This is a genomic window from Pradoshia sp. Z6_59 (genome assembly GCF_058267515.1).
In genome coordinates this window covers 93,495-118,859 of sequence record NZ_JBZCPP010000008.1, presented here as the reverse complement: position 1 = coordinate 118,859, position 25,365 = coordinate 93,495, and the positions used below count along the sequence as shown (strand labels likewise).

Here is a 25,365-nt window from a genome sequence, read left to right as displayed (position 1 = left end):
GATAAAATGAAAGAAAAATCGAGGGGTATTAGCTTGGAACCATTTGTTCAGTTTTCCGAATCATTTTTGTCGATAAAAGATTGGAAGGATCAGCATCCGAATTTATTGGCGGGATTTACTACGAAGAACGGAGGCATCAGCGATTTTCCGTTTCATTCGATGAATACAGCTTTTCACGTGTATGATATGGATGGAAAAGTAATAGAAAACAGGCGTATTCTGGCTGACCAGCTCCATTTTCCTGTTGAAAGATGGGTTGGGGCTGAGCAGACGCATGATGCTTCTATTGTGAAAATTGAAAAAAGTCATGCCGGGCTTGGAGCGTTAGATTATAAAACAGCATTAAAAGCAACGGATGGTTTATATACAAAAGAAAGCGGAATAGTACTGACGCTTTGCTTTGCGGATTGTGTACCCGTATATTTTATGGCGCCAAACCATCATTTGATTGGGATTGTACATGCGGGCTGGAAGGGGACGGTTGCCGGCATAGGTTCATCTATGATTGATATATGGAGACAGGCTGAAGGCGTACAGCCTGCAGAGATATATGCTGCAATAGGGCCATCTATTTGCCAAAACTGTTATACGGTCGACAAAAAAGTAATTAACTATTTAGAGGTTATACTAGAAGAACAGACAAAAACCGCTTATAATCAAATTACGGAGAATCAATATCAGCTTGATTTAAAGCTGGCGAATGCTTTAATTCTTCAGAAAGCCGGTATTTTACCAGAGAATATTATGACAACTGATTTTTGTACAAGTTGTGATGATTCTTACTTTTTTTCTCACCGACGTGATGAGGGGAAAACTGGTCGAATGTTGGGGTTAATCGGCTGGAAGGAGGAATAGAACTTTGAAAGTGTCAGAAAACCTGCAGATCATTCATGAAAAAATAGAGAGTGCTGCAAAACGTGCAGGTCGTAATCCACAAGATATACAAATAATTGCTGTTACAAAATATGTTTCAACAAAACGCGCTCTAGAAGCCTATAAAGCTGGAATTACAAACCTTGGCGAAAACCGCCCGGAAGGATTAATTGCCAAGCAAGAGGGTATAAAAGAACGACCAGTATGGCATTTTATCGGTTCGCTTCAAACGAGAAAGGTAAAATCGATCATAAATCGTGTGGACGTTCTTCATTCCCTGGATCGCTTATCATTGGCTGAAGAAATAGAAAAGAGAGTCACCCGCCCGATTGACTGTTTTGTTCAGATAAATGTAAGCGGAGAAGATACTAAACATGGGATACAGCCTCAGGTTGCAATTGAGTTTGTACAACATCTTGCTGAATTTAAAAAAATTAGGGTAATGGGACTTATGACGATGGCTCCTTTCACAGATGATGAAGAAGAAATACGTACTTGTTTCCGTAAACTCAAAGAATTGCAAGTAGTGATACAAAATATGAAGTTGCCCAATGCCCCATGCACAGAACTCTCAATGGGTATGTCAAATGACTATGAAATTGCCATTGAAGAAGGTGCAACCATGGTTAGAATTGGAACTGCCTTGGTAGGGAATGAATAAAAGAGAGGTGTAGATAATGTCTATCGTATCAAAAATGAAAACGTTCTTTGCACTCGAGGATGAAGAATATGAGTATGAGGAACAATATGTTGAAGAAGAAAAAGTTCCGGCAAAAGTGAATAAACATGATCAGCAGCAAAAACAACAAAATATAGTGAGTCTTCAAAGCATACAGAAATCTTCTAAATTAGTATTGCTGGAACCAAGAGCGTATGCAGATGCTCAGGAGATTGCCGACCATTTAAAAAACCGCCGTGGAGTTGTTGTGAATTTACAAAGGATTTCACCAGACCAGGCTAGAAGAATTGTTGACTTTTTAAGTGGGACAGTCTATGCAATCGGTGGGGATATTCAGCGTATCGGGTCAAATATATTCTTATGTACTCCTGATAATGTTGATGTTTCAGGTTCCATCTCTGGATATGCTCAAGAAGATGAACTGGAGGATATAAGGTGGTAAGTAAATAATGGATATCGTTTTTTATATACTTTATAAAGCAGTAGATATATATTCCTGGGCCTTGATTATTTACATATTAATGTCGTGGTTTCCAAATGCAAGGGATACAGGAATTGGAATGTTTTTGGCACGCATATGTGAGCCGTTTTTGGAACCGTTCAGGAGAATTGTACCTTCACTCGGCATGATTGATATTTCTCCAATTATAGCAATCCTTGTGTTAAATATGGCACGAGTAGGAATCTCCGCATTAGCAGGCGCTTTTTAAGAAGAATGTTAGCTCCCTTTCTAAACAGGGAGCTTTTATATTTTAGCTGGAGGATGTAAATGGATATTTATCAGCATTTTCGTCAGGAAGAAAGAGAATTTATCGATCAGGTGCTTGGATGGATTGATCAAGTCAAGGAGCAATACGCCCCTAAATTGACAGATTTTCTTGACCCCAGAGAATCAGAGATTGTAAGGATGCTAATTGGTACAAATGGAGATGTTCTTGTTTCCTTTTTTGGAGGAAGCGAAGCAGCCGAGCGACAAAGAGCATTCCTCTATCCGGATTATTATGAACCGCAATTCGAGGATTACGAACTGACTATTTATGAATTGTTTTATTCTACAAAATTTACGACACTGAAACACAGGCAGATTCTAGGCACGTTAATGTCTGTTGGCTTAAAGAGAGAAAAATTTGGTGATATTTGGATCGAAGGGGAGCGAGTACAATTCGTTGTCGCAAAAGATGTAGCATCCTATCTGGAAATGAATATATCTAAAATGGGCAATGCGGGGGTAAAGTTTCAGGAAATCTCTGCTGATCAAGTCATGACGGTTACTGAGCAATGGAAGGAATGCCAAGTGACGGTTTCCTCCATGAGAATTGATACGATATTGTCGGCTATTGCTAATATTTCGAGGCAAAAGAGCCAAACACTCGTACAGCAGGGGCGTGTTAAGGTAAACTGGAAACAAGTCGATAATCCATCATATGAAATCAGAGAAAGTGATGTGTTATCCACTCGTGGGATAGGAAGAATGAAGATATTTTCCATTGAAGGAAAAACAAAGAAAGATAAATGGAAAATAAAGTGTGGTATACAAAAATAATCAGGAATTTAGAAGGAATATCACCATTACTGTCGAAAGCATAGTATAATAATTAAGAGAAGAATCAGTATTCGGAGGTGCAGTCTATGCCATTATCACCGCTAGACATACATAACAAGGAATTCGGCAGAGGATTCCGCGGTTACGATGAAGATGAAGTAAATGAGTTTCTTGACCAAATAATTAAAGATTACGAGTTGGTCCTTCGAGATAAGAAAGATCTTGAAGCTAAAGTGGAAGAGTTGGAACAACGCCTTGAGCATTTCTCCAGCATTGAGGAAACGTTGAATAAATCAATCGTCATTGCTCAGGAAGCCGGAGAAGATGTCAAACGTAATTCTCAAAAAGAGGCTAAATTGATTATGAAGGAAGCGGAAAAAAATGCTGACCGAATTGTCAATGAGGCTTTATCTAAAGCACGAAAAATTGCTATTGAAATTGAAGATCTTAAAAAGCAATCTAAAGTATTCAGAATGCGTTTTAAAATGCTAGTTGAAGCCCAGCTTGATTTATTAAATAGTGAAGACTGGGATAAACTTCTTAAATATGACGTGGATGCCACTGAATTTGATATCGACCTGAATGAAGAAGAAATGTAAGGTCTTGACTTTATCATAAGTTATTGAATATAATATCTTAACAAATCTAATCAAAAAATTGATAAAACGAAGACGGGAACAGTACATCAGATTATACTTTTTGTAGCGAGCCGGGGAAGGTGGGAGCCCGGTAAAAGAATCTGGTTGGAAGATCATCCCTGAGTCTGCTTTTGAACCCAGTTTACTGGCAGTAAATAGCGGCGAGTCATTCACGTTACGAATACCAAGAGGAATATTGTCAGGCAATATTCTAAAAGGGTGGTACCGCGGAAATATAGCCTTTTCGTCCCTTTACCGGGATGAAGAGGCTTTTTTGTATTTATTTATGAAAATCGTTTAACGGAAGTTTAAGGAGTGAATGGAATGGAATTTAAAGACACATTATTGATGCCTAAAACAGAATTTCCAATGCGTGGGAATTTACCAAAAAGAGAACCGGAAGTTCAAGCAGGTTGGGAAGAAAAAGATATTTACAAATTAGTACAGGAGCGCACAAAGGACCTTCCTAAATTTGTGCTGCATGACGGACCTCCTTATGCGAACGGAAACATCCATATCGGGCATGCGATGAACAAAATTTTAAAGGATTTTATTGTTCGTTTTAAATCTATGAATGGTTATAATGCGCCATATGTACCAGGTTGGGATACTCATGGTTTACCAATTGAAACAGCTCTAACAAAAAACAAAAAAGTAAATCGTAAGGAAATGACGATCGCTGAATTCCGTAAACTTTGTGAGGAATATGCATATACACAAATTGATCAACAGCGAACTCAATTTAAACGTTTAGGCGTAAGAGGGGACTGGGAAAATCCTTACATCACGCTGAAACCTGAATATGAAGCTGAGCAAATCAAAGTTTTCGGTGATATGGCGAAAAAGGGCTATATCTATAAAGGGTTAAAACCGGTTTATTGGTCTCCTTCCAGTGAATCTGCACTGGCTGAAGCGGAAATCGAATACCACGACAAAAAATCAGCATCTATCTTTGTTGCATTTGATGTGAAGGACGGCAAAGGAGTAGTGGAAGAGGGAGCGAAGTTCATTATTTGGACTACGACACCTTGGACCATTCCAGCTAACCTAGGAATTGCTGTTCACCCACGCCTTGATTATGTACTTGTGAATGTGGATGGTACAAAATATATTGTGGCTGAAACATTATTGCCTTCCGTTAAAGAAACACTAGGATGGGAGAATGCTGAGGTTGAGAAGACTGTTAAGGGTGCTGAACTGGAATATGTAGTCGCTAAACATCCATTGTATGATCGTGACTCACTGGTTATTTTAGGAGAGCATGTAACAACTGATGCAGGTACAGGCTGTGTTCATACTGCTCCAGGACATGGTGAGGATGACTTTATCGTAGGTCAAAAATATAATCTTGGTGTACTCTGCCCAGTGGATGGAAAAGGTCATATGACTTCTGATGCTCCTGGATTTGAAGGATTATTCTATGATAAAGCAAACAAAGAAATCACAGATAAACTTGAGGAAGTCGGAGCTCTGTTAAAACTTGATTTCATAACACACTCTTATCCACATGATTGGAGAACGAAAAAGCCAACAATCTTCCGTGCGACTGACCAATGGTTTGCTTCTGTTGATGATATCCGTGAAGATTTATTGCAGCAAATCAAAGAAACTAATTGGGTACCTGCATGGGGTGAAACGAGATTATTTAACATGATTCGTGATCGTGGAGACTGGTGTATTTCCCGTCAGCGTGCATGGGGCGTACCGATTCCGGTGTTTTATGCAGAGAATGGGGAAGCAATCATTACGGATGAAACGATTAAGCATGTATCCGATTTATTCCGACAATACGGTTCCACTGTTTGGTTTGAGAAAGATGCAAAAGATCTTCTCCCAGAAGGCTTTACACATGAAGGCAGCCCGAATGGCTTATTTACGAAAGAAACAGATATTATGGACGTATGGTTTGACTCTGGTTCCTCCCATCAATCAGTTCTTGAAGCAAGAGAAGATTTGAGAAGACCAGCTGACCTTTACCTTGAGGGTTCAGACCAGTATCGCGGATGGTTTAATTCCTCTTTAATCACGTCTGTTGCTGTTACTGGTAAAGCTCCTTACAAGGAGGTATTGAGCCACGGATTTACACTGGATGGTGAAGGGCGCAAAATGAGTAAATCCCTTGGCAATACAATCGATCCATTAAAAGTTATTAATCAAATGGGTGCAGATATTCTGCGTCTTTGGGTAGCGAGTGTCGATTATCAGGCTGATGTACGTGTTTCTGATAATATCCTGAAACAAGTGTCCGAAGTATATCGTAAAATTCGTAACACATTCAGATTCCTGCTTGGAAACCTGAGCGGATTTAGCGCAGAGCGTGATGCTGTTTCTTACGAGAATCTTCGTGAAGTGGACCAGTATATGCTCATTAAGTTAAATGATTTGGTTGATCAGGTAAAACAATCCTATGACAATTATGAATTTGCTGATATCTATAATGGTATTAATAATTTCTGTACACAGGATTTAAGTTCCTTCTATCTGGATTATGCAAAGGATATTCTATACTGCGATGCGGAAAACAGTGATAGCCGCCGTGCAATTCAAACTGTATTGCATGAATGCTTATTGAAACTGGTTAAATTGATTGCGCCTATTCTGCCGCATACAGCTGATGAAGTATGGACTTTTATCGATGATGCTGATGCAGAGAGCGTACAATTGACAGATATGCCGTCCGTTGAAAAGTATTCAAATAGTGAAGCTGTTAAAGCGAAATGGGATCTGTTCATGACTTTACGAGATGATGTCCTTAAAGCGCTTGAAGAAGCAAGGAATGCAAAAGTGATTGGTAAATCATTAAATGCGAAAGTAGCATTGTATGTAAGTGAAGAAACAAAAGATTTGCTTGAAAGCATTGAAGAAAGCCTTGAACAATTATTTATCGTTTCTTCAGTGGAAGTTGCCGGATACATTTACGATGCACCGGAAGAAGCAATTAAGTTAGAGCATGCGGCAATTTTAGTCACAAAAGCAGATGGAGAAACTTGTGAACGTTGCTGGAATATCAGTGAAGAGGTTGGTACAATTGAAAAACACCCAACTTTATGTGAACGCTGCTCCACAGTGGTAGTTAACGAATATCCAGAACTCGGATAATCGTGTATTTTAAGATGATAGAGAGCCGATTTCCTGAGTGCTTATGCAATCAGTGAAAAGTGAGGCACTCTCTCATTTGAAGAGCTTTTATGTGTGGGCAGTAGAGGTGATAGACCGACCTGCTCCAAAATACTGGGATGCTATTCCTTCTATAGGCCCTTTCATCTATTCGAAAGGGCCTGTATTTTTGTTAAAGTTTTAAAACATTTGTTAGATAGATATGCTACAATTTGTTAGGCAGTATGTACATTTTAAGCAGGCAGGGGGCAAGCTTATGTTATATATGTATTATTTGATTGCGTTGCTCATTATCATGATTGACCAATTTACGAAATGGTTGGTCGTTAAGTATATGACCTTAGGGGAAAGTATACCAATCATTGAAAACTTTCTATACATTACCTCTCACAGAAACCGAGGGGCAGCCTGGGGAATTCTTCAGGGACAAATGTGGTTTTTTTATATCGTAACAACCGTGGTTATTATTGGAATTGTCTTTTACATAAGAAAATTCAGTACCGATAAGTTGACGGGGATATCCCTTGGACTTATTCTTGGAGGAGCGATTGGTAATTTTATTGATCGGATTTTCCGCAATGAAGTAGTTGATTTTGTGCATACGTATATATTCTCATACAGTTTTCCTGTCTTTAATGTGGCAGATTCTGCTCTTTGTGTAGGAGTTGGATTATTGGTGATTGCTATGTTTTTGGAGGAAAAAAGAGCTAAGGAGCTAAAGAATGGATAGTCAAAGACTGATAGTAACAGAAGAACATAAAGGTGAAAGGCTTGATAAGGTCCTTTCCGTTTTAAATGAAGAATGGTCACGTTCTCAAGTCCAGCAGTGGATAAAAGAAGGAAATATTCTGGTTAATGAAAAGCAGGTAAAGGCAAATTATAAATGTCAGCTTGGTGACTCTATTGAAATCACACCATCAGAGCCAGAGGAACTAGATGTTGTAGCTGAGAACATACCTCTTGATATTTATTATGAGGATGCGGATGTCATTGTTGTGAATAAACCTAAAGGAATGGTTGTGCATCCGGCAGCAGGACATGGATCAGGTACACTTGTAAATGCTTTAATGTACCATTGCAAGGATTTATCAGGAATCAATGGTGTGATGCGTCCAGGTATCGTTCACCGTATCGACAAGGATACTTCAGGATTGCTCATGGTCGCTAAAAATGATTATGCACATGAGAGACTTGTAAAGCAATTAACTGAAAAAACAGTTACCCGGAAGTATAAGGCACTTGTCCACGGTATCATTCCGCATGATGCAGGAACGGTAGATGCGCCGATAGGCCGTGATAAACGAGACCGTCAAAGCATGACAGTAACGGACGATAATTCAAGGCATGCAGTTACACATTTTCATGTACTGGAAAGATTTAAGGACTTTACATTTATTGAATGTCAGCTTGAAACAGGACGTACTCATCAAATTCGTGTCCATATGAAATATATTGGTTATCCTCTTGCCGGTGATCCTAAGTATGGACCAAGAAAAACTCCTGATTTAAATGGACAGGCTTTACATGCAGCAGTTCTGGGATTTATCCATCCAAGAACAGAGGAATATTTGGAATTTGAAGCGCCATTGCCAGCATATTTTGTCGATTATTTGGAAACTTTAAGAATTGACTGTTGACAAGGATAACAATCCTAAAGTAATATAGATACAACTGAATAGGGTCCTTTAAATACAGTCCCGTGAGGCTGAAAAGGTACGTGAAAACTAATGGAAGAAGTATGTCTTTTTTCTATGGTTTATTATATCCTTTTGCCCACGCGGCAAAAGGATTTTTTCATTTTTAGGAAAGGGTCGATGATATGTTAGAGAAAGCAACATTGCTTGATGAAAAAGCAATCTCAAGAGCGTTAACAAGGATTTCTCATGAAATTATCGAGAAAAATAAGGGTATTAGTGATTGTGTGTTGATCGGTATTCGTACCCGTGGTATATTTCTAGCCAAACGTCTGGGACAAAGAATTCATGAAATTGAAGGAGCGGAAATTCCTGTTGGTGAACTGGATATTACCTTGTACCGGGATGATTTAAGCACAAAGACAAAAAGTGGGGATCCACAGGTAAATGGATCAGATATACCATTTAGCTTGAAAGATAAAAAAGTCATTCTGGTTGATGATGTTTTATATACCGGAAGAACAGTGAGAGCGGCTCTGGATGCCCTTATAGATATCGGCAGACCGGCTCAAATCCAATTAGCTGTCCTGATCGACAGAGGGCACAGAGAGCTTCCAATCCGAGCTGATTATGTAGGCAAGAATATACCTACTGCAAAAAATGAAAAGATTGTCGTCAAATTAAAAGAAATGGATGACGGTGAACAAGTCTCCATTTTTGAATAAATAAACCTTTTTAATTCAGTCCTGTGAGGCTGAAAAGGGGAGCAAGTGATATTTGCTTATGCAAATAATCATCTCCCGTCGAAACCAATTCTTTCATCAGGGAGGCAATAATTATGACTTCTACAGAAATAGCAAACAATCCTCATATAAGGTACGATGTCAATGAAAAACCAACTCCGAAGCAATGGTTTATATTAAGCCTGCAGCATTTATTTGCGATGTTTGGTTCAACCATTCTTGTGCCGATTCTAACAGGCCTTGATCCGGGAATTGCCCTATTGACAAGCGGTATTGGTACACTGGTTTACATCCTGATCACCAAAGGGCAAATACCAGCCTATCTCGGTTCATCCTTTGCCTTTATCTATCCGATTACTTTACTAAATGAAAGCAGTGGTGTTGGCTCTGCTTTAGTAGGCGGCTTTTTGATTGGACTTGTTTATGCACTCGTTGCTTTATTAGTTAAAAAACTAGGCACTAAAACAATCCTAAATTTTTTACCGCCTGTAGTAGTTGGTCCTGTCATTATGGTAATTGGTCTTGGTCTTGCCTCAACAGCAGTCAATATGGCCATGTATGAAAATCCGAATGCAGAAGTGCTTGTTTACAGCACAAAACATATTACGGTTGCCTTAATTACACTTGCTATCACGATCACATGCAGTGTAGTCTTAAAAAACTTTTTTTCACTGATTCCAGTATTAATCGGTATTATTGGTGGATATGTTACAGCCCTCTTCTTTGGAATTGTAGATTTCACTCCGGTAAAAGAAGCAGCCTGGTTCCAGCTTCCAAACTTCACGATGCCATTTGTTGATTATACGCCAACGTTAAGCTGGGAGATTATTCTGGTTATGATTCCGATTGCCATCGTCCCTATATCAGAACATATAGGTGATCAATTGGTTATTAGTAAAATCGCAGGACGTAATTTTGTTGAGAAACCAGGATTGCATCGCTCATTGTTAGGAGATGGAGTATCCATTATGATTGCCTCTTGTCTTGGTGGTCCTCCGAATACAACCTATGGAGAAAATATAGGTGTTATGGCTCTTACACGGGTATTCAGTGTGTATGTTATAGGCGGAGCGGCAGTCTTTGCAATCCTGTTCGGATTTATTGGAAAAATTTCAGCCCTTATTCAATCCATTCCATCAGCTGTGATGGGTGGGGTATCCATTCTTCTGTTCGGTATCATAGCATCAAGTGGTTTACGGATGTTGATTGACAGCAAAATCGATTTATCTAAAAATAGAAACTTAGTCATATCCTCTGTCATTTTAATCATTGGTGTAGGTGGTGCAATGCTCAAAATCACCGATCATGCCTCCATTTCAGGAATGGCATTAGCCGCCATTGTAGGTGTCATCTTAAATCTTGTACTTCCCGGTAAGGAAACCAGCGAAAGTCAGGGTTGATAGTAGATCCAACAAGTAAAATACAGGGATTAGGTTAAGTACGACAATTCCAGTATGCGATATTGGGATGAATCGACTAAATAAACTAAAACCCTGATTCGTAAAAAACGAATTAGGGTTTTTTTTTAGAATATGGGAGGCTGGTTGATTGTGAAACATTTACTTACGATGACAGATTTGTCGATTGAGGAAATTACAGGCTTGCTTTTAGATGCTGAGGCATTTGCTAATGGGGAAACGTGGATGCCAGCAAAAAGACACTTTGTAGCAAATTTATTTTTTGAAGCGAGCACGCGTACTAAAATCAGCTTTGAAATGGCACAGCGGAAGCTTGGGCTGGATGTAATCCCTTTTGAAGTGCAAACATCAAGTGTATTAAAAGGCGAAAGCCTATCCGATACAGTGAAGACTTTAGAAGCAATTGGAGTGGAAACCGTAGTAATTCGTCATTCAGAAGATAATTTTTTTGCAAATTTAATACAAAGTGGTGTATATTTATCCATAATGAATGCTGGTGATGGATGCGGGCATCATCCTACGCAATGTTTATTGGATTTGATGACCATTAAGCAGGAATTTCAAACGTTCCGAGGTTTAAAAGTGGCGATCGTAGGAGATATCAGGCATAGCCGCGTAGCTCGGACAAATGCGGAAACACTGACCAGGCTAGGTGCAAAGATTGTATTCTCCGGCCCGCATGATTGGGCGAATCTTCCGGGAAGTAATGTGTCCTATCAACCAATTGATGACGCTATCGAAAATGCAGATGTAGTTATGTTGCTTCGGATCCAGCATGAACGTCATTCAGAGGAAATGCCTATGAGCAAAATAGAATATTTGAACAGATACGGATTGACGATTGAAAGGGAGAGGCGGCTGAGGAGTAATTGTATAATTATGCATCCTGCGCCAGTGAACAGAGGTGTGGAAATTGATGATTCTTTAGTTGAATGCGCACGTTCGCGAATATTTAAACAAATGACCAATGGAGTATATGTGAGAATGGCTGCTTTAAAAAATAGTATCGAGCAAAGGGGAGGAGCGGCAAATCATGAATACAATTATAAAAAGTGCGCAATTTTATCTTGAGGATGGAACACAGGTCACAAAGGATATTTTAATTCAAAACGGAGTGATTTCCGATATCCAGGATGAATTGCCAAATCAGCAGGCAAACATCATTCATGCTAAAGGATTTTTATTGGCACCTGGTTTTATCGATTTGCATGTTCACCTAAGAGAGCCGGGAGGAGAACATAAAGAAACGATTGAAACAGGTACACAGGCTGCAGCAAAAGGCGGATTTACCACTGTAGCTGCTATGCCGAATACACGACCCGTTCCGGATACAGCCGAACATTTACGTTCGTTAAATAATAGAATAAGAGAAACGGCGAGCACAAGGGTATTGCCCTATGCATCAATTACAGTCAGGGAGCTCGGAAAGGAATTAACTGATTTTGAATCTCTGAAAAAATCCGGAGCATTTGCCTTTACAGATGACGGAGTCGGCATCCAGTCAGCTGGTATGATGCTTGAAGCTATGAAAAAAGCTGCAAAACTGGATATGACCATTGTCGCTCATTGTGAGGATAATTCGTTAATTCAAAGTGGATGTGTACATGAAGGAATCTATTCGAGAGAACATGAATTACCCGGCATCCCTTCAGTATGTGAAGCGGTCCATATTGCCAGGGATGTATTACTGGCTGAGACAACAGGGTGCCATTATCATGTTTGCCACATCAGCACGAAGGAGTCTGTAAGAACGGTTCGTGATGCCAAGAAAGCAGGCATACATGTAACAGCAGAGGTAACCCCACATCATTTGTTACTGTCCGAAATGGACATTAAGGAGCTGGATCCTAATTTTAAAATGAATCCGCCTTTAAGAGGTGAGGATGACAAAAAAGCATTGCTAGAAGGCCTGTTAGACGGGACGATTGATTTTATCGCTACGGATCATGCCCCCCATTCAGAAGAAGAAAAATCACAACATATCAGGCTTGCACCGTTTGGCATAGTTGGATTAGAAACAGCTTTTCCGCTGTTGTATACATATTTGGTGAAAAAGGGAGCGATGACCCTGAAACAATTAATTGATTTCTTGACGATAAAACCAGCTCAAGCATTTAAACTTAACTACGGAAAAATAGAAATAGGAAGACAAGCGGATCTAGTTCTGATTGATTTAGAAGAAGAGCAAGTAATTAATCCTCAAACCTTTCTTTCCAAAGGAAAAAACACACCATTTGCTGGCCTGAGCTGTCAAGGATGGCCGGTTATGACGATTGTGGAAGGTAAAGTAGTTTGGCAGAAAGGAAGTCTAACTGAATGAAGAGACAATTAATTTTAGAAGATGGAACAATTTTTATTGGTGAAGCATTTGGAGGAGAAAGCGATAAAATTGGTGAGGTTGTATTTAATACGGGGATGACCGGTTATCAGGAGATTTTATCTGACCCTTCTTATTGTGGTCAAATTATTACGATGACTTATCCTTTAATCGGTAACTATGGAATCAATAGGGATGATTTTGAGTCAATCGCTCCGAGTCTTAGTGGCCTAATTGTAAAAGAAGTGGCTGATTTTCCTTCGAATTGGAGAAGTGATTTTTCTCTTGATGAATATATGAAAATAAAGAATATTCCTGGCATTGCAGGGATTGATACTCGGAAATTGACAAGAATGATTCGTGAAAGAGGTACAGTAAAAGGTGTAATTTGTTCAATAACTAAAGATGCTGAAACGATGCTCCACCAAGTGAAAGCAACTGTGCTGCCTCGTAATCAGGTTCAAAAGGTATCTACAAAAAAAGCGTTTCCCAGTCCAGGACGCGGTTATCGAGTAGTCGTGGTGGATTTCGGAATGAAGCATGGAATATTAAGAGAATTAAATAATCGAGGCTGTGATGTAATCGTTGTTCCTTATAATACTACCTTTGAAGAAATTATGACGCTGCGTCCGGATGGTATCATGCTGACAAATGGACCGGGAGACCCTGAAAATGTTCCGGAAGCGATTGAAATGATAAGAAAAATTATCGGAAAAGTGCCAATGTTCGGTATTTGTCTCGGTCACCAGTTGTTCGCTTTAGCATGTAATGCTGAAACTGAAAAAATGAAATTTGGGCATCGCGGTTCCAATCACCCAGTTAAAGATTTAAAAACAGGTAAAATTGCACTGACCTCGCAAAACCATGGATACACAGTAAAATATGACTCTATTGAACAAACAGACTTGGAAGTTACGCATATTGCATTAAATGATGGAACGATTGAGGGATTAAGACATAAATACTACGATGCTTTCACCGTCCAATATCACCCGGAATCATCGCCTGGCCCGGAGGACGCAAATTATTTATTTGATCAATTCATTAGCATGATTGAGAGATCCAAACTGAAGGAGGCAGTAAAATGAGTAAACGTACAGATATTAAATCCATCCTGGTTATTGGATCCGGACCGATTGTAATCGGCCAGGCAGCAGAATTTGATTATGCGGGTACACAAGCTTGTCTGGCATTAAAAGAAGAAGGGTATCGTGTAGTCCTGGTAAATTCCAACCCGGCTACAATTATGACAGACACGGAAATTGCAGATGCGGTTTATATTGAGCCATTAACGTTAGAGTTTGTCAGTAAAATCATCCGTAAAGAACGCCCTGATGCTTTATTGCCCACACTTGGAGGGCAAACTGGACTAAATCTGGCTGTAGAACTGTCCAATTCTGGAGTGCTCGAGGAATGCAGTGTTGAAATTCTGGGAACAAAGCTATCGGCAATTGAGCAGGCTGAGGACCGTGATCTATTCCGAACCTTAATGAACGAATTGAATGAACCGGTTCCTGACAGCGCAATTATTCATAATCTGGAAGAAGCCGAGGCTTTTGTTCAGACTGTAGGATACCCTGTAATTGTACGACCGGCTTATACACTTGGAGGGACAGGCGGCGGAATCTGTTCAAACGAAGAGGAATTACGCGAGATTGTAGCCGGTGGTCTCAAGAGCAGTCCTGTCACCCAATGCTTGCTGGAAAAAAGTATTGCAGGGTTCAAGGAAATTGAATATGAAGTCATGAGAGATTCGAATGATAATGCAATCGTGGTTTGTAACATGGAAAATATCGATCCTGTCGGAATACATACGGGAGATTCGATTGTAGTGGCACCGAGCCAAACATTGAGCGATCGAGAATATCAATTATTGCGCAATGCGTCGTTGAAAATTATTCGTTCTTTAAAAATTGAAGGAGGCTGTAATGTTCAGCTTGCTCTTGATCCAGATAGCTTCAATTACTACATTATCGAGGTTAACCCAAGGGTGAGCCGTTCGTCTGCACTTGCTTCTAAAGCAACCGGTTATCCCATTGCAAAGCTTGCAGCTAAAATTGCAGTTGGTTTGACACTTGATGAGATGATCAATCCCGTAACCGGTAAAACATATGCGAGCTTTGAACCGGCACTTGATTATGTCGTAACCAAAATACCACGCTGGCCTTTTGATAAATTTGAGGAAGGGAACAGAACCCTCGGAACGCAAATGAAAGCAACTGGTGAGGTTATGGCAATTGGCAGAACGTTCGAGGAATCTCTATTAAAAGCAATTCGCTCCCTAGAGGTTGGAATCTTACACTTTGAATTGCCCAAGGCTGAGATGATTATGGATGAAGAGATTGAAAAACAAATTAAAAAAGCAACAGATGAACGTCTATTTTATATTGCTGAAGGGCTGAAGCGCGGATTAACGATTCAGTTGATCCATGAATGGTCTCGGATTGATTTATTCTTTCTGCATAAATTTGCAAAGATTGTTGAAATGGAAGCTAAACTATTAGAAGCCCCCTTCCATCCGGGATATACATTAATAGCCAAAAAACTTGGTTTCTCTGATTATATCTTGGCAAAGCTTTGGAATAGCTCTGAATTGGAAGTGTATCAATGGCGCATGGACAATCAAATTAAACCGGTATTTAAAATGGTCGATACCTGTGCTGCGGAGTTTGAATCTGAAACACCATATTTTTACTCCACTTATGAGGATGAGAATGAATCAATCGTAACACCAAAGAGGAGTGTCGTCGTACTTGGTTCAGGACCCATTCGAATCGGGCAGGGAGTTGAATTTGATTACGCAACTGTTCATTCTGTCTGGGCGATTAAAGAGGCCGGCTATGAAGCGATTATTATAAACAGCAATCCGGAAACGGTCTCAACTGATTTTAGCATATCAGACAAATTATATTTTGAGCCCTTAACGATTGAAGATGTGATGAATGTCATAGATTTAGAAAAACCAGAAGGAGTTATTGTACAATTTGGCGGCCAGACTGCCATTAATCTTGCCTCAGCCCTTGTAGAAAGAGGAGTTAAGATACTGGGAACGTCTTTAGAGGATGTGGATCGATCTGAAAATCGCGATATGTTTGAGCAAGCCTTAACGGAACTGAATATCCCGCAGCCTAAAGGGAAAACAGCCTTGTCAGTGGAGGAAGCAGTCGAAGTGGCTGATGAGATTGGATACCCTATTTTGGTAAGGCCGTCCTATGTTCTCGGTGGAAGGGCAATGGAGATCGTGGATGATCAGGAGGATTTACTGCATTATATGGAAAATGCCGTAAAGATAAATCCGAAGCATCCTGTATTAATCGATCGTTATTTAACAGGGAAAGAAATTGAAGTGGATGCGATTTCTGATGGTGAAACAGTTGTTATTCCGGGAATCATGGAGCATATTGAACGGGCTGGCGTTCATTCCGGCGATTCTATAGCAGTCTACCCTCCACAGAATCTATCAGAGAGTATGAAAGAAAAAATCATAGATTATACGATTAAACTGGCAAAGGGTTTAAATATCATTGGCTTGTTTAATATCCAATATGTAGTCTCCAATAATGAAGTGTATGTAATTGAAGTTAATCCCCGTTCAAGCAGGACTGTGCCGTTCTTAAGCAAGATCACTAATGTTCCAATGGCAAACTTGGCTACTAAGGTCATTTTGGGACAAAAGCTTAAAGATTATGGTTTCGAAAATGGTCTTGTACCTGAAAAGACGGGTGTTTACGTAAAAGTACCGGTATTTTCATTCGCGAAGCTACGCCAGGTTGAAATTACGCTCGGACCAGAAATGAAGTCAACAGGTGAGGTGCTGGGAAAAGACGATACATTACAAAAGGCCTTGTATAAAGGGTTAATTGCATCAGGAATTCAGATAAAGCAATATGGAACTGTCCTCTTGACTGTTGCGGATAAAGACAAAGAAGAGGCCGTTTTACTTGCGGAACGTTTCAATGAAATCGGCTATCAAATCATTGCTACAGAGGGAACGGCTCAAGCGTTAGATCAAGCGAATATTCCATGTCGAATTGTTGGAAAAATTGGCAGTGAAGAGCCGAACTTATTGGATATGATTCATAACGGCAAAGCACAGCTGGTGATTAATACGTTAACCAAGGGAAAACAGCCTGAACGTGATGGCTTTAGAATTCGTCGTGAGTCGGTTGAAAATGGGATTCCTTGCATGACTTCCTTGGATACGGCCAATGCCATTTTAACAGTACTGGAATCGCTAACGTTTTCGACAACTAAAATGAACCATATGCAAACAGCCAAGGAGGCAATCAGCTTATGATTCAAAAAGAGATGATGACAGTCGTCAGCCATCGAATGATTGCACCGAAAATATTTGAAATGATTATGGAGGGGACGCTTGTCTCCTCCATGACAATGCCCGGACAATTTGTACATATCAAAGTATCGGATGGGATAGGCCCTTTGCTGCGCAGGCCAATCAGCATATGTCAGATTGACCCTGAGCAATCTCGTTTTACAATCGTTTACAGAGCGGAAGGAAAGGGAACCAGCATTCTTTCTGAAAAAAAGCCGGGGGAAAAAGTCGATGTGCTTGGTCCGCTTGGCAATGGGTTTACGATTGAGGAAGTGAACCCGGGAGGAAAAGCACTTTTGATTGGCGGAGGAATTGGAATACCACCTTTATTACAGCTATCAAGAGATTTAACGGCAAAAGGTGTATCTGTCATTCATATTTTTGGTCTCCGTACCAAAGCTGATATTTTTTATGAGAACGAATTTGCTGAGCTCGGGGAGACCATTGTCACAACTGAAGACGGGACGTACGGAATAAAAGGATATGTAACAAATGCTTCAGCTCCGTTGGACATTGATGTGGTTTATGCATGTGGACCAACACCGATGCTAAAGGCCGTTAAGGATAAATATGAAGGGAAAAAGGTGTTTATTTCGCTTGAAGAGAGAATGGGCTGCGGAATAGGAGCCTGCTTTGCCTGTGTGTGCCGTACCCCGGAAAATGGTTACCGGAAGATATGTACGGATGGCCCGGTATTTCGTTCAGAGGAGGTGGTCATATGAATAATCAATTACGTATGCAGCTGCCTGGATTAGCCTTAAAAAATCCGATTATGCCGGCATCTGGTTGTTTCGGGTTTGGCAGGGAATACAGCCAGTTCTATGATCTCGGCAAGTTGGGTGCCGTCATCATTAAATCAACGACTCTTGAACCGCGTTTTGGAAATCCGACCCCAAGAGTAGCGGAAACAAATGCAGGGATGCTAAATGCTATTGGACTTCAAAACCCTGGCTTGGAGCATGTGATGAATGAGGAACTTCCATGGCTTAATACGTACGATGTACCGATTATTGCTAATGTGGCAGGAACCTTGATGGAGGATTACGTGGAGACGGCGAAACGGATAAGTACAGCTCCGAATGTGCATGCTCTTGAACTAAATATTTCCTGTCCGAATGTAAAATGCGGCGGTATTCAATTTGGTACCGATCCGTCTGTGGCTAAAGAATTAACTAAAGCGGTAAAAGAAGTATCTTCAGTGCCAGTCTACGTTAAATTGTCTCCGAATGTCAGCGATATAGTTTCCATTGCGAAGGCAGTCGAAGAAGGCGGTGCTGATGGACTGACGATGATTAATACACTAATAGGAATGCGTATTGATCTCAAAACAGCCCAGCCGATTTTAGCGAATCGGACAGGCGGTTTATCAGGGCCGACTATTAAGCCGGTTGCGATTCGAATGATTCATGATGTTAGCTCACAGGTTTCGATTCCTATCATTGGCATGGGCGGCATTGAAACAGCAGAGGATGTAATTGAATTCCTATATGCAGGTGCGAGTGCGGTTGCGGTTGGAACAGCAAACTTCATTAATCCGTTTGTAATTCCAGAGATTATTGACGCTCTGCCAGATCTTATTTTATCACTCGGGTTTGATCATATATCTGAATGTATAGGAAGGAGTTGGAATAAGAATGCGCAGTACACCGGTTATCGCGCTTGATTTTCCTAATAGAGAGCTTACCTTGCGTTTTTTACATAAATTTAATGAGGAAAAACTGGCTGTTAAAGTAGGTATGGAGCTTTATTACGGGGAAGGTCCTTCTATCATTACGGCAATTAAAGAATTGGGACATGACATTTTTCTGGACTTAAAATTGCACGATATTCCCAATACGGTTGGGAAAGCAATGGAAACAGTGGCAAGACTGCGAGTCGATATGGTTAATGTTCATGCAGCAGGCGGAAGAAAGATGATGGAATATGCACTTGAAGGTCTTGAAAAGGGTACTCCTCCTGGAGAAAAAAGACCGCTATGTATAGCAGTTACTCAATTGACGAGTACAAGTGAAGAGCAGATGCAAAGAGAGCAATTCATTCAGTCAACCCTGGCTGAAAGTGTCATTCATTATAGTCAATTAGCAAAAGAATCAGACCTTGATGGAGTGGTTTGTTCCGTACATGAAGTCCAGCAAATTAAAAATCAGGTTGGCCGAAATTTTATAACCGTTACTCCTGGAATTCGTCTGGCTAGTGATACAGCAGAAGACCAACAAAGAGTGGCTACACCATTTATGGCTAGTGTGCAGGGAAGTGATTATATCGTTGTGGGTAGAATTATTACAAAGGCAGAGAATCCAATAGAGGCCTATTATAAGATTGTTGAAGAATGGGAGAGAACGATATGAAAAGAAAAATAGCAGAGCGTTTATTATCTATTCAAGCCGTTGCCTTACAGCCAAGCCATCCTTTTACCTGGTCATCTGGGATCAAATCTCCCATTTATTGTGATAATCGATTAACGATGTCTTATCCGGAAGTACGGAAGGATATAGCGAAAGGTCTGGCTCAATTAATAAAAGAAAAATTTCCTGAAGCAGAGATTATTGCAGGAACAGCTACAGCAGGTATACCGCATGCTGCCTGGGTAAGTGAACAACTGGATTTCCCGATGATTTATGTACGTTCCAGTGCAAAAGGGCATGGAAAAGGAAATCAAATTGAGGGGAAAGCGGAAAAAAGCGATAAAGTGGTCATCGTGGAGGATTTGATCTCAACGGGAGGAAGCTCAATCACATGTGCCAAGGCATTGCGTGAAGCCGGCTGTGATGTACTAGGGGTTGTATCAATCTTTACATATGAAATGGATAAAGCAACTAGTGCATTTGCTGATATTGAGATTCCATACTATTCCTTAAGCGATTATTCAACTCTTATTGAAGTTGCGGAAGAACACCAATACGTGACAAAGGAGGAGCTGAATAAGCTCCGTAAATGGAAGCAAAATCCTTATGATGAGAGTTGGGTCAACTAAATACATAAAGAGTCAGCGAGAAATGATTTGAATTTGTTTGAGTTTCCCCTTTTTGTTTATGTCTGTTAAACGTTATGTTGATTATAGGTGATCTGATTGAGCGATTGCTAGAATTAGAGGGAGAGTATACCGCGAGCCGCCAATAAGAAATATCATAAGGAAAAAGACTGAGTGGTTTCATTCAGTCTTTTTGTTCATTCGGCTCTCGTAATAGTCTCCGGATAAGGTAAACTGGCATAAAAGGAGGAATGGAGAATGGCAGAGTTACCCGAAATCTATCAATTTAGCACCCAGATGAATGACTCTCTCACGGGTAAACAAATTGAACGGGTGGAAATAAAGCAGCAAAAAGTGCTGCAATGTTTCGGCGTTTGTATTTTCATCACGAGTAATAGGATCAACGGTTAAAGCGGTTCAAAATAAAGGAAAATGGATCATCGTTTCCTTATCGAATGGAGAAAATATGTTAATTTCGCTTGGGATGGGAGGAGATTTGCTTTATTTTGAACACATTTCATCCAATCCCGTTCAGGAAAAATATCAATTCCTTATCCAATTTCAAGATGGGACAGGGTTTTCCATCCGATTTTGGTGGTTTGGAAAAGTGTATATCGCCAATGAACAAGAAATCAAAGAAGAAAAATCAATCAAAGATATTGCCTTCACTCCATTCGATGAGGAATTTACCTATGACTATATCAGACGGTTGGTTAACGGAAAAAAAGCGGGAATTAAATCCTTCTTGTTGAATCAAAAAAACGTTGGCGGAATCGGCAATATGTATATTCACGATATCTTGTTTGAAAGCGGAATTCATCCTCAGAAGAAAGTATCCGACCTATCGGAAGAAGAGGTCAAAAACCTCTATGACAGCATGCAGGAACAATTGCACCATTCTTTATCCAAGGGGAGTTTTTCTCTTGAAAAGGATTTTTATGGACACAACGGTGGGTACTCGACGAGTGATTTTCAGATAGCGTATAAAAAAGGGGAACCTTGCCCTAGATGCGGGGAGACCATTCAATCGATCAAAACAGGAAGCACCACCTCGTACATTTGTCCTGCGTGTCAGAGGTTGTCAAAGACGGAATGAAATATTCTGTCTTTTTTTGATTTTGTTCATCCAGGAAACATCAGTTTTAGTTAGACAATCCCACTAAAAGACGCTTGCAAATACCAAAAATTGGGTAAAAGTATGAGTGTGAATGTGAATAAAAAGGAGGAAAAGAGCATGGGGAGACTGGATGGAAAAGTGGCAATTATCACGGGTGCATCACGAGGAATGGGTTCTGAACACGTAAGAGAGTTTGTCAAAGAAGGAGCTAAAGTGGTGATTACGGATGTACTCGAAGCGGAGGGAAGGACGTTATCGAAAGAGCTCGGGGAGAACACACTATTTGTGAAACACGATGTAACCAATCCAGACGATTGGAAACATGTCATAAACCAAGCGGTTGAAGCCTTTGGACCTGTGACGGTTTTGGTGAATAATGCTGGATATGCTGGTCCTGTGTCTTCGCTGACCGATTTGGCAGATGAAGACTACCTCAAAATCATAAGTATAGACCAACATGGAACCTTCTATGGGATGAAAGCGTTAATTCCGCATATGATCGAGGCGGGTGGAGGCTCCATTGTAAATATATCATCTACCGCAGGATTAAGACATGTCAATGGAACCCCCAATGTGGCGTATACGGCAGCCAAACATGCAGTGAACGGGTTGACGAAAGCAGCAGCCGTAGAATACGCCGACAAGAATATTCGAATCAATGTGATATGTCCAGGAGGTGTATTAACCCCGCTGCTAAAAGAAACCTATACACAAGAACAACTGGATATGTATGCTACAGCTCCGATAGGACGATTATCAGACCCACAAGAAATCTCTAAACCAGTCTTGTTTTTAGCCTCGGACGACGCCTCCTATATAACGGGAGCGGAGTATGTCGTGGATGGGGGACTATTAGCTAGATAGCTCAATCGGGCGATAGGTGAAAATCAACTGACTGGCCATCACGGAGGCTAAAAAATATCAGGGATGATCCCTGATATTTTTTTATTGCAGTCTTTTTTTGCTTCCATACTTTAGCGAGTTGTGTATAAGAGGGAAATTTCAAGAAGAAAACAAAAACAGATTAATATAACTGTGGATACACTTTGATCCTGTTCATAATTAAATTTTTTAATTCTTAGGTTGCTACCTATTTACAAGGCTATCTTTACCGTTTATTATTTAAGTAATTACTTAATTACTTATACATCATCAAATATTTATGGGGGTTATTGAAAATGAATGAGACTTTTAAAGCTTTATCGGACCCCACACGCAGAAAAATTCTTGATTTATTAAAAGATGGTGATTTAACAGCCGGGGAGATACATGAACATTTTGATATGTCCAAGCCAAGCATATCTCAGCATTTAAAAATCTTGAAAAGCGCAGGCTTAGTCCATCATATCAAAAAGGGGCAATATGTGTATTATTCTTTAAATACAACTGTTCTGCAGGATCTGATCAGTTGGGCATATGGGATTACTCAGCCCCAAAAAGATTAAAACAGATGAAGAAAGAGGGGAAAATTATGAAAAGGAATATTTTTCCAATTACTTTAATTGCCATATCAATCATTAGCTGGCTGGCCTTTTTCCCATCCTTACCTGCAGAGGTGCCGATTCATTGGGGTAAAGATGGAGCAGATGGATTTCAATCGAAGGGAGCTGCTTTTTTTACCTTGCATTCCATTATGATTTTTACTTATGTTCTCATGATGGTAATTCCTAAAATTGATCCGAAAAAGAAAAATTTTAATTATTTTTCAAAAGGTTATCTGATCATTAATTATGCACTTATTACATTGTTTTTTGTTATCAATATGATTACATTACTCATATGTCTGGGAATTGATATCCCAATGGAACGTTTGGCTGGGCCTATTGTAGGTCTGCTATTTATGATTCTTGGAAATTATATTCAGCAAGCAAGAACTAATTTTTTTGTTGGTATACGAACGCCCTGGACACTCAGCAATGATGAAGTTTGGAGAAAGACGCATCGTTTAGGCGGCAAGTTATTTATGGGTGGGGGCCTACTCATTTTCCTTACGATTTTCATGCCTGCAGATTGGGAGTATTATATGATCATGGGTGTAACTGCCATTATAGTGATTGTGCCAACAGGCTATTCATATTTTCTATTTAGAGCAATAACAAAAGAATAATATAATGAAAACGCAGCGGAAGATTTAGTCCGCTGCGTTTTTTCTATGCTTTTAAGGATAAAACCAATTCTTCATCCGGTGTAACATAGTAGGTTGTTTGATTATCATAGGTTACAAAGCCTGGTTTTGAGCCGGCTGGTTTTTTTACATGTCTGATTAGAGTGGAGTCTACCGGGACTTGGCTTGATTGCCTTGCCTTACTGAAATAGGCAGCCAGAATGGCGGCTTCTTTTATCGTTTGTTCGGTAGGATTTGTATCGCGGATGACAACATGGGATCCCGGAATATCCTTTGTATGGAACCAAAGCTGGTTTTTAGCCGCTAAGCGATTGGTTAAATATTCATTCTGCTTATTATTTTTACCTACCAAAATTTCAATGCCATCACTGGACAAATAGGAATCAAGGACAGGCTTCAAATCTTTTTTCTTCCCTTGCTTTTTGGTATATCTTTTTTTTACATATCCGCCTTCTTCAAGCTCTTCACGGATTTCCTGCAAATCTCTTGGTGAGGCGGTGTTCATTTGATGGATTAAATTATCGAGATATTGAATTTCTTCATTTGTTTTTTCGATTTGATCGATTACAAAGGATTTGGCGTTCTTTGCCTTTTGATATTTAGAAAAATACCATTGAGCATTTTCAGAAGGGGTTTTTCGGACATCGAGCTCAATCAAAAGAGTAGGTTGATTTTCATCATAATAATCAATTACTTCAGCACTCTTCATTCCTTTGTTTAAAGCGTAAATATGACCGGTTATCAGTTCCCCGTATTTCTTGAATATTTCTGCCTTCTCTGAATCCTGCAGAGTCTCTTCTAATTTTATTAGTTTCTTTTCATTTTTTTCTTTTTCATTTGAGAGAATTCTTTCCAGGTCATGCGCTTGCTGCTTGACGCGATCCCGATCCGCTTTTTGATAATAAAAGCGATCTAACAATAAGCTTAGAGAAGGAAATTCCTTCTGATCACCTTTCAAATGCTGAAGGGGGATGAGGTAGAAAGCTTCCTTATCTCCTGTAACCAATGTTGGCTGATAATTATGTGATTTTAACTGCTCCATGATCGTATTAAAGCTCTCTGGAACGGTCTCCCTGTTTACGAGACCAGCCCTGTAGGTTATTTCTTTCGCAAGCAGAGGAGAGATACCGGCAAATTGTGTGACCAATTGTTTATCAATTCTGCCTGCAAAATAATCAATGTATGTCAAGCCTTTATCAATATCTGAGAGCGGATTGACTTTATTCTGAGCTGGCGGCAAAACATAGGAATGACCTGGCAATAATGTCCTGTAGCTATTTAAAGCAGGCGGTACATGCTTGATACAGTCTATGATCATATTTCTTTCTTTATCAACAAGAATAATATTGCTGTGTTTGCCCATTATCTCGATGATTAATAACTTTTGAGTTATATCGCCGATTTCATTGCGCCCTCTAATTTCAAATTTAATAATTCTTTCCAATTCAGGCTGTTCGATTTTCTCTATAAAATAGCCTTCCAAATGTTTACGAAGCAGCATGCAAAACATGGGTGCTTCTGAAGGATTATCCGTGTTTTCTTCTGTTAGTTGTACACGGGCATAGCTTGGATGTGCAGACAGCAGAAGCTTATGATTGGTTCTGCCTGCGCGAATGACTAGCAGTAATTCATTTTTATAGGGCTGATGAATTTTTGTTATTCGTCCACCAGTTAACGTCGCTGATAATTCTTCGGTCATTGCTCTTGTAAAAAAACCGTCAAAGGACATATGTGTGACACCTTCTTTAGTAAGTATTCAAATTATAAATCTCCATTCTAACAAGTATAGCATTTTTTAGGACAACTCTGAATAAACATGTACCAAAGAAAGTTATTCGGATTGTTAAGGAGGTAGTA

General features: G+C 39.9%; 25 protein-coding genes and 1 other annotated feature. Of the genes, 24 read left to right on the top strand and 1 reads right to left on the bottom strand.

The annotated features are described in order from the left end of the window. The first annotated feature begins 6 nt into the window (after nt 1-6). The 24 genes from pgeF (at nt 7) to AC4D4B_RS10400 (ending at nt 23,490) form a co-directional block, all read left to right on the top strand. On the top strand, nt 7-855 hold the full coding sequence (pgeF, locus tag AC4D4B_RS10515; protein ID WP_490995953.1) for a peptidoglycan editing factor PgeF: 849 nt from the start codon (nt 7-9) through the stop codon (nt 853-855). A 4-nt stretch (nt 856-859) separates the two neighbouring features. Next, nucleotides 860-1,534 (top strand): YggS family pyridoxal phosphate-dependent enzyme, encoded by a 675-nt coding sequence (locus AC4D4B_RS10510; RefSeq protein ID WP_490999888.1) that lies wholly within the window; start codon nt 860-862, stop codon nt 1,532-1,534. A gap of 16 nt (nt 1,535-1,550) precedes the next feature. After that, on the top strand, nt 1,551-1,994 hold the full coding sequence (locus AC4D4B_RS10505; protein WP_066100673.1) for a cell division protein SepF: 444 nt from the start codon (nt 1,551-1,553) through the stop codon (nt 1,992-1,994). Between the two features lie 7 nt (nt 1,995-2,001). Further along, nucleotides 2,002-2,262, top strand: a complete 261-nt coding sequence (locus tag AC4D4B_RS10500; protein WP_490995951.1) for a YggT family protein — start codon at nt 2,002-2,004, stop codon at nt 2,260-2,262. 59 nt (nt 2,263-2,321) lie between these two features. After that, nucleotides 2,322-3,095 (top strand): YlmH family RNA-binding protein, encoded by a 774-nt coding sequence (locus tag AC4D4B_RS10495; RefSeq protein ID WP_490995950.1) that lies wholly within the window; start codon nt 2,322-2,324, stop codon nt 3,093-3,095. Nucleotides 3,096-3,181: 86 nt separating this feature from the next. Continuing rightward, entirely contained in the window at nt 3,182-3,694 is a 513-nt protein-coding gene (locus AC4D4B_RS10490; RefSeq protein ID WP_139891289.1) for a DivIVA domain-containing protein, read from the top strand. 60 nt (nt 3,695-3,754) lie between these two features. Then, nucleotides 3,755-3,988 (top strand) — a binding site (T-box leader). Nucleotides 3,989-4,057: 69 nt separating this feature from the next. Then, nucleotides 4,058-6,832 carry an isoleucine--tRNA ligase gene (gene ileS, locus AC4D4B_RS10485; RefSeq protein ID WP_490999887.1) on the top strand — a complete coding sequence of 925 codons (2,775 nt, stop codon included), beginning with the start codon at nt 4,058-4,060 and terminating at the stop codon, nt 6,830-6,832. Nucleotides 6,833-7,106: 274 nt separating this feature from the next. After that, on the top strand, nt 7,107-7,580 hold the full coding sequence (lspA, locus tag AC4D4B_RS10480) for a signal peptidase II (RefSeq protein ID WP_490995948.1): 474 nt from the start codon (nt 7,107-7,109) through the stop codon (nt 7,578-7,580). Beyond that, nucleotides 7,573-8,487: an RluA family pseudouridine synthase gene (locus tag AC4D4B_RS10475; protein ID WP_490995947.1), complete on the top strand. Its 915-nt coding sequence runs from the start codon at nt 7,573-7,575 to the stop codon at nt 8,485-8,487. The genes lspA and AC4D4B_RS10475 overlap by 8 nt, the downstream gene beginning before the upstream one ends. Nucleotides 8,488-8,669: 182 nt before the next feature. Further along, nucleotides 8,670-9,209 carry a bifunctional pyr operon transcriptional regulator/uracil phosphoribosyltransferase PyrR gene (gene pyrR, locus AC4D4B_RS10470; RefSeq protein ID WP_140461240.1) on the top strand — a complete coding sequence of 180 codons (540 nt, stop codon included), beginning with the start codon at nt 8,670-8,672 and terminating at the stop codon, nt 9,207-9,209. 113 nt (nt 9,210-9,322) lie between these two features. Continuing rightward, entirely contained in the window at nt 9,323-10,627 is a 1,305-nt protein-coding gene (uraA, locus tag AC4D4B_RS10465; RefSeq protein WP_490999886.1) for a uracil permease, read from the top strand. 150 nt (nt 10,628-10,777) lie between these two features. Next, on the top strand, nt 10,778-11,716 hold the full coding sequence (locus AC4D4B_RS10460; RefSeq protein ID WP_490999885.1) for an aspartate carbamoyltransferase catalytic subunit: 939 nt from the start codon (nt 10,778-10,780) through the stop codon (nt 11,714-11,716). Further along, complete coding sequence (gene pyrC, locus AC4D4B_RS10455) at nt 11,679-12,965, top strand: dihydroorotase (RefSeq protein WP_490995944.1); 1,287 nt, start codon at nt 11,679-11,681, stop codon at nt 12,963-12,965. Before AC4D4B_RS10460 ends, pyrC begins: the two co-directional genes overlap by 38 nt. Continuing rightward, complete coding sequence (locus AC4D4B_RS10450) at nt 12,962-14,050, top strand: carbamoyl phosphate synthase small subunit (RefSeq protein ID WP_140461243.1); 1,089 nt, start codon at nt 12,962-12,964, stop codon at nt 14,048-14,050. Before pyrC ends, AC4D4B_RS10450 begins: the two co-directional genes overlap by 4 nt. Beyond that, a complete protein-coding gene (gene carB, locus AC4D4B_RS10445; RefSeq protein WP_490999884.1) occupies nt 14,047-17,259 on the top strand; it encodes a carbamoyl-phosphate synthase large subunit in 3,213 nt (1,070 codons plus the stop codon). Before AC4D4B_RS10450 ends, carB begins: the two co-directional genes overlap by 4 nt. After that, on the top strand, nt 17,256-18,017 hold the full coding sequence (locus tag AC4D4B_RS10440) for a dihydroorotate dehydrogenase electron transfer subunit (RefSeq protein WP_490999883.1): 762 nt from the start codon (nt 17,256-17,258) through the stop codon (nt 18,015-18,017). The genes carB and AC4D4B_RS10440 overlap by 4 nt, the downstream gene beginning before the upstream one ends. Further along, nucleotides 18,014-18,958 carry a dihydroorotate dehydrogenase gene (locus AC4D4B_RS10435; protein ID WP_490999882.1) on the top strand — a complete coding sequence of 315 codons (945 nt, stop codon included), beginning with the start codon at nt 18,014-18,016 and terminating at the stop codon, nt 18,956-18,958. Before AC4D4B_RS10440 ends, AC4D4B_RS10435 begins: the two co-directional genes overlap by 4 nt. After that, nucleotides 18,930-19,643, top strand: coding sequence for an orotidine-5'-phosphate decarboxylase (gene pyrF, locus AC4D4B_RS10430; RefSeq protein ID WP_490999881.1), 714 nt, complete (start codon nt 18,930-18,932; stop codon nt 19,641-19,643). The genes AC4D4B_RS10435 and pyrF overlap by 29 nt, the downstream gene beginning before the upstream one ends. Then, a complete protein-coding gene (gene pyrE, locus AC4D4B_RS10425; RefSeq protein ID WP_140461248.1) occupies nt 19,640-20,269 on the top strand; it encodes an orotate phosphoribosyltransferase in 630 nt (209 codons plus the stop codon). Before pyrF ends, pyrE begins: the two co-directional genes overlap by 4 nt. Nucleotides 20,270-20,524: 255 nt before the next feature. After that, nucleotides 20,525-20,677, top strand: coding sequence for a hypothetical protein (locus AC4D4B_RS10420; protein ID WP_490999880.1), 153 nt, complete (start codon nt 20,525-20,527; stop codon nt 20,675-20,677). Then, nucleotides 20,661-21,362, top strand: a complete 702-nt coding sequence (locus AC4D4B_RS10415; protein WP_490999895.1) for a zinc finger domain-containing protein — start codon at nt 20,661-20,663, stop codon at nt 21,360-21,362. The genes AC4D4B_RS10420 and AC4D4B_RS10415 overlap by 17 nt, the downstream gene beginning before the upstream one ends. 138 nt (nt 21,363-21,500) lie before the next feature. Further along, on the top strand, nt 21,501-22,247 hold the full coding sequence (locus AC4D4B_RS10410; RefSeq protein ID WP_140461250.1) for an SDR family NAD(P)-dependent oxidoreductase: 747 nt from the start codon (nt 21,501-21,503) through the stop codon (nt 22,245-22,247). 314 nt (nt 22,248-22,561) lie between these two features. Next, nucleotides 22,562-22,828 carry an autorepressor SdpR family transcription factor gene (locus AC4D4B_RS10405; protein ID WP_066100620.1) on the top strand — a complete coding sequence of 89 codons (267 nt, stop codon included), beginning with the start codon at nt 22,562-22,564 and terminating at the stop codon, nt 22,826-22,828. A gap of 26 nt (nt 22,829-22,854) precedes the next feature. Continuing rightward, complete coding sequence (locus AC4D4B_RS10400; protein ID WP_066100617.1) at nt 22,855-23,490, top strand: SdpI family protein; 636 nt, start codon at nt 22,855-22,857, stop codon at nt 23,488-23,490. Nucleotides 23,491-23,533: 43 nt separating this feature from the next. On the opposite strand, the gene AC4D4B_RS10395 is transcribed toward AC4D4B_RS10400, so the two are convergent. Beyond that, entirely contained in the window at nt 23,534-25,237 is a 1,704-nt protein-coding gene (locus tag AC4D4B_RS10395; RefSeq protein WP_490995937.1) for an Rqc2 family fibronectin-binding protein, read from the bottom strand. Nucleotides 25,238-25,365: the final 128 nt, after the last annotated feature.

Coding starts and splice junctions, on each gene's coding strand:
- pgeF (WP_490995953.1), top strand. CDS start 7: ATGAAAGAAAAATCGAGGGGTATTAGCTTGGAACCATTTGTTCAGTTT.
- AC4D4B_RS10505 (WP_066100673.1), top strand. CDS start 1,551: ATGTCTATCGTATCAAAAATGAAAACGTTCTTTGCACTCGAGGATGAA.
- AC4D4B_RS10500 (WP_490995951.1), top strand. CDS start 2,002: ATGGATATCGTTTTTTATATACTTTATAAAGCAGTAGATATATATTCC.
- AC4D4B_RS10495 (WP_490995950.1), top strand. CDS start 2,322: ATGGATATTTATCAGCATTTTCGTCAGGAAGAAAGAGAATTTATCGAT.
- AC4D4B_RS10490 (WP_139891289.1), top strand. CDS start 3,182: ATGCCATTATCACCGCTAGACATACATAACAAGGAATTCGGCAGAGGA.
- ileS (WP_490999887.1), top strand. CDS start 4,058: ATGGAATTTAAAGACACATTATTGATGCCTAAAACAGAATTTCCAATG.
- lspA (WP_490995948.1), top strand. CDS start 7,107: ATGTTATATATGTATTATTTGATTGCGTTGCTCATTATCATGATTGAC.
- AC4D4B_RS10475 (WP_490995947.1), top strand. CDS start 7,573: ATGGATAGTCAAAGACTGATAGTAACAGAAGAACATAAAGGTGAAAGG.
- pyrR (WP_140461240.1), top strand. CDS start 8,670: ATGTTAGAGAAAGCAACATTGCTTGATGAAAAAGCAATCTCAAGAGCG.
- uraA (WP_490999886.1), top strand. CDS start 9,323: ATGACTTCTACAGAAATAGCAAACAATCCTCATATAAGGTACGATGTC.
- pyrC (WP_490995944.1), top strand. CDS start 11,679: ATGAATACAATTATAAAAAGTGCGCAATTTTATCTTGAGGATGGAACA.
- AC4D4B_RS10450 (WP_140461243.1), top strand. CDS start 12,962: ATGAAGAGACAATTAATTTTAGAAGATGGAACAATTTTTATTGGTGAA.
- carB (WP_490999884.1), top strand. CDS start 14,047: ATGAGTAAACGTACAGATATTAAATCCATCCTGGTTATTGGATCCGGA.
- AC4D4B_RS10440 (WP_490999883.1), top strand. CDS start 17,256: ATGATTCAAAAAGAGATGATGACAGTCGTCAGCCATCGAATGATTGCA.
- AC4D4B_RS10435 (WP_490999882.1), top strand. CDS start 18,014: ATGAATAATCAATTACGTATGCAGCTGCCTGGATTAGCCTTAAAAAAT.
- pyrF (WP_490999881.1), top strand. CDS start 18,930: ATGCGCAGTACACCGGTTATCGCGCTTGATTTTCCTAATAGAGAGCTT.
- pyrE (WP_140461248.1), top strand. CDS start 19,640: ATGAAAAGAAAAATAGCAGAGCGTTTATTATCTATTCAAGCCGTTGCC.
- AC4D4B_RS10420 (WP_490999880.1), top strand. CDS start 20,525: ATGGCAGAGTTACCCGAAATCTATCAATTTAGCACCCAGATGAATGAC.
- AC4D4B_RS10410 (WP_140461250.1), top strand. CDS start 21,501: ATGGGGAGACTGGATGGAAAAGTGGCAATTATCACGGGTGCATCACGA.
- AC4D4B_RS10405 (WP_066100620.1), top strand. CDS start 22,562: ATGAATGAGACTTTTAAAGCTTTATCGGACCCCACACGCAGAAAAATT.
- AC4D4B_RS10400 (WP_066100617.1), top strand. CDS start 22,855: ATGAAAAGGAATATTTTTCCAATTACTTTAATTGCCATATCAATCATT.
- AC4D4B_RS10395 (WP_490995937.1), bottom strand. CDS start 25,237: ATGTCCTTTGACGGTTTTTTTACAAGAGCAATGACCGAAGAATTATCA.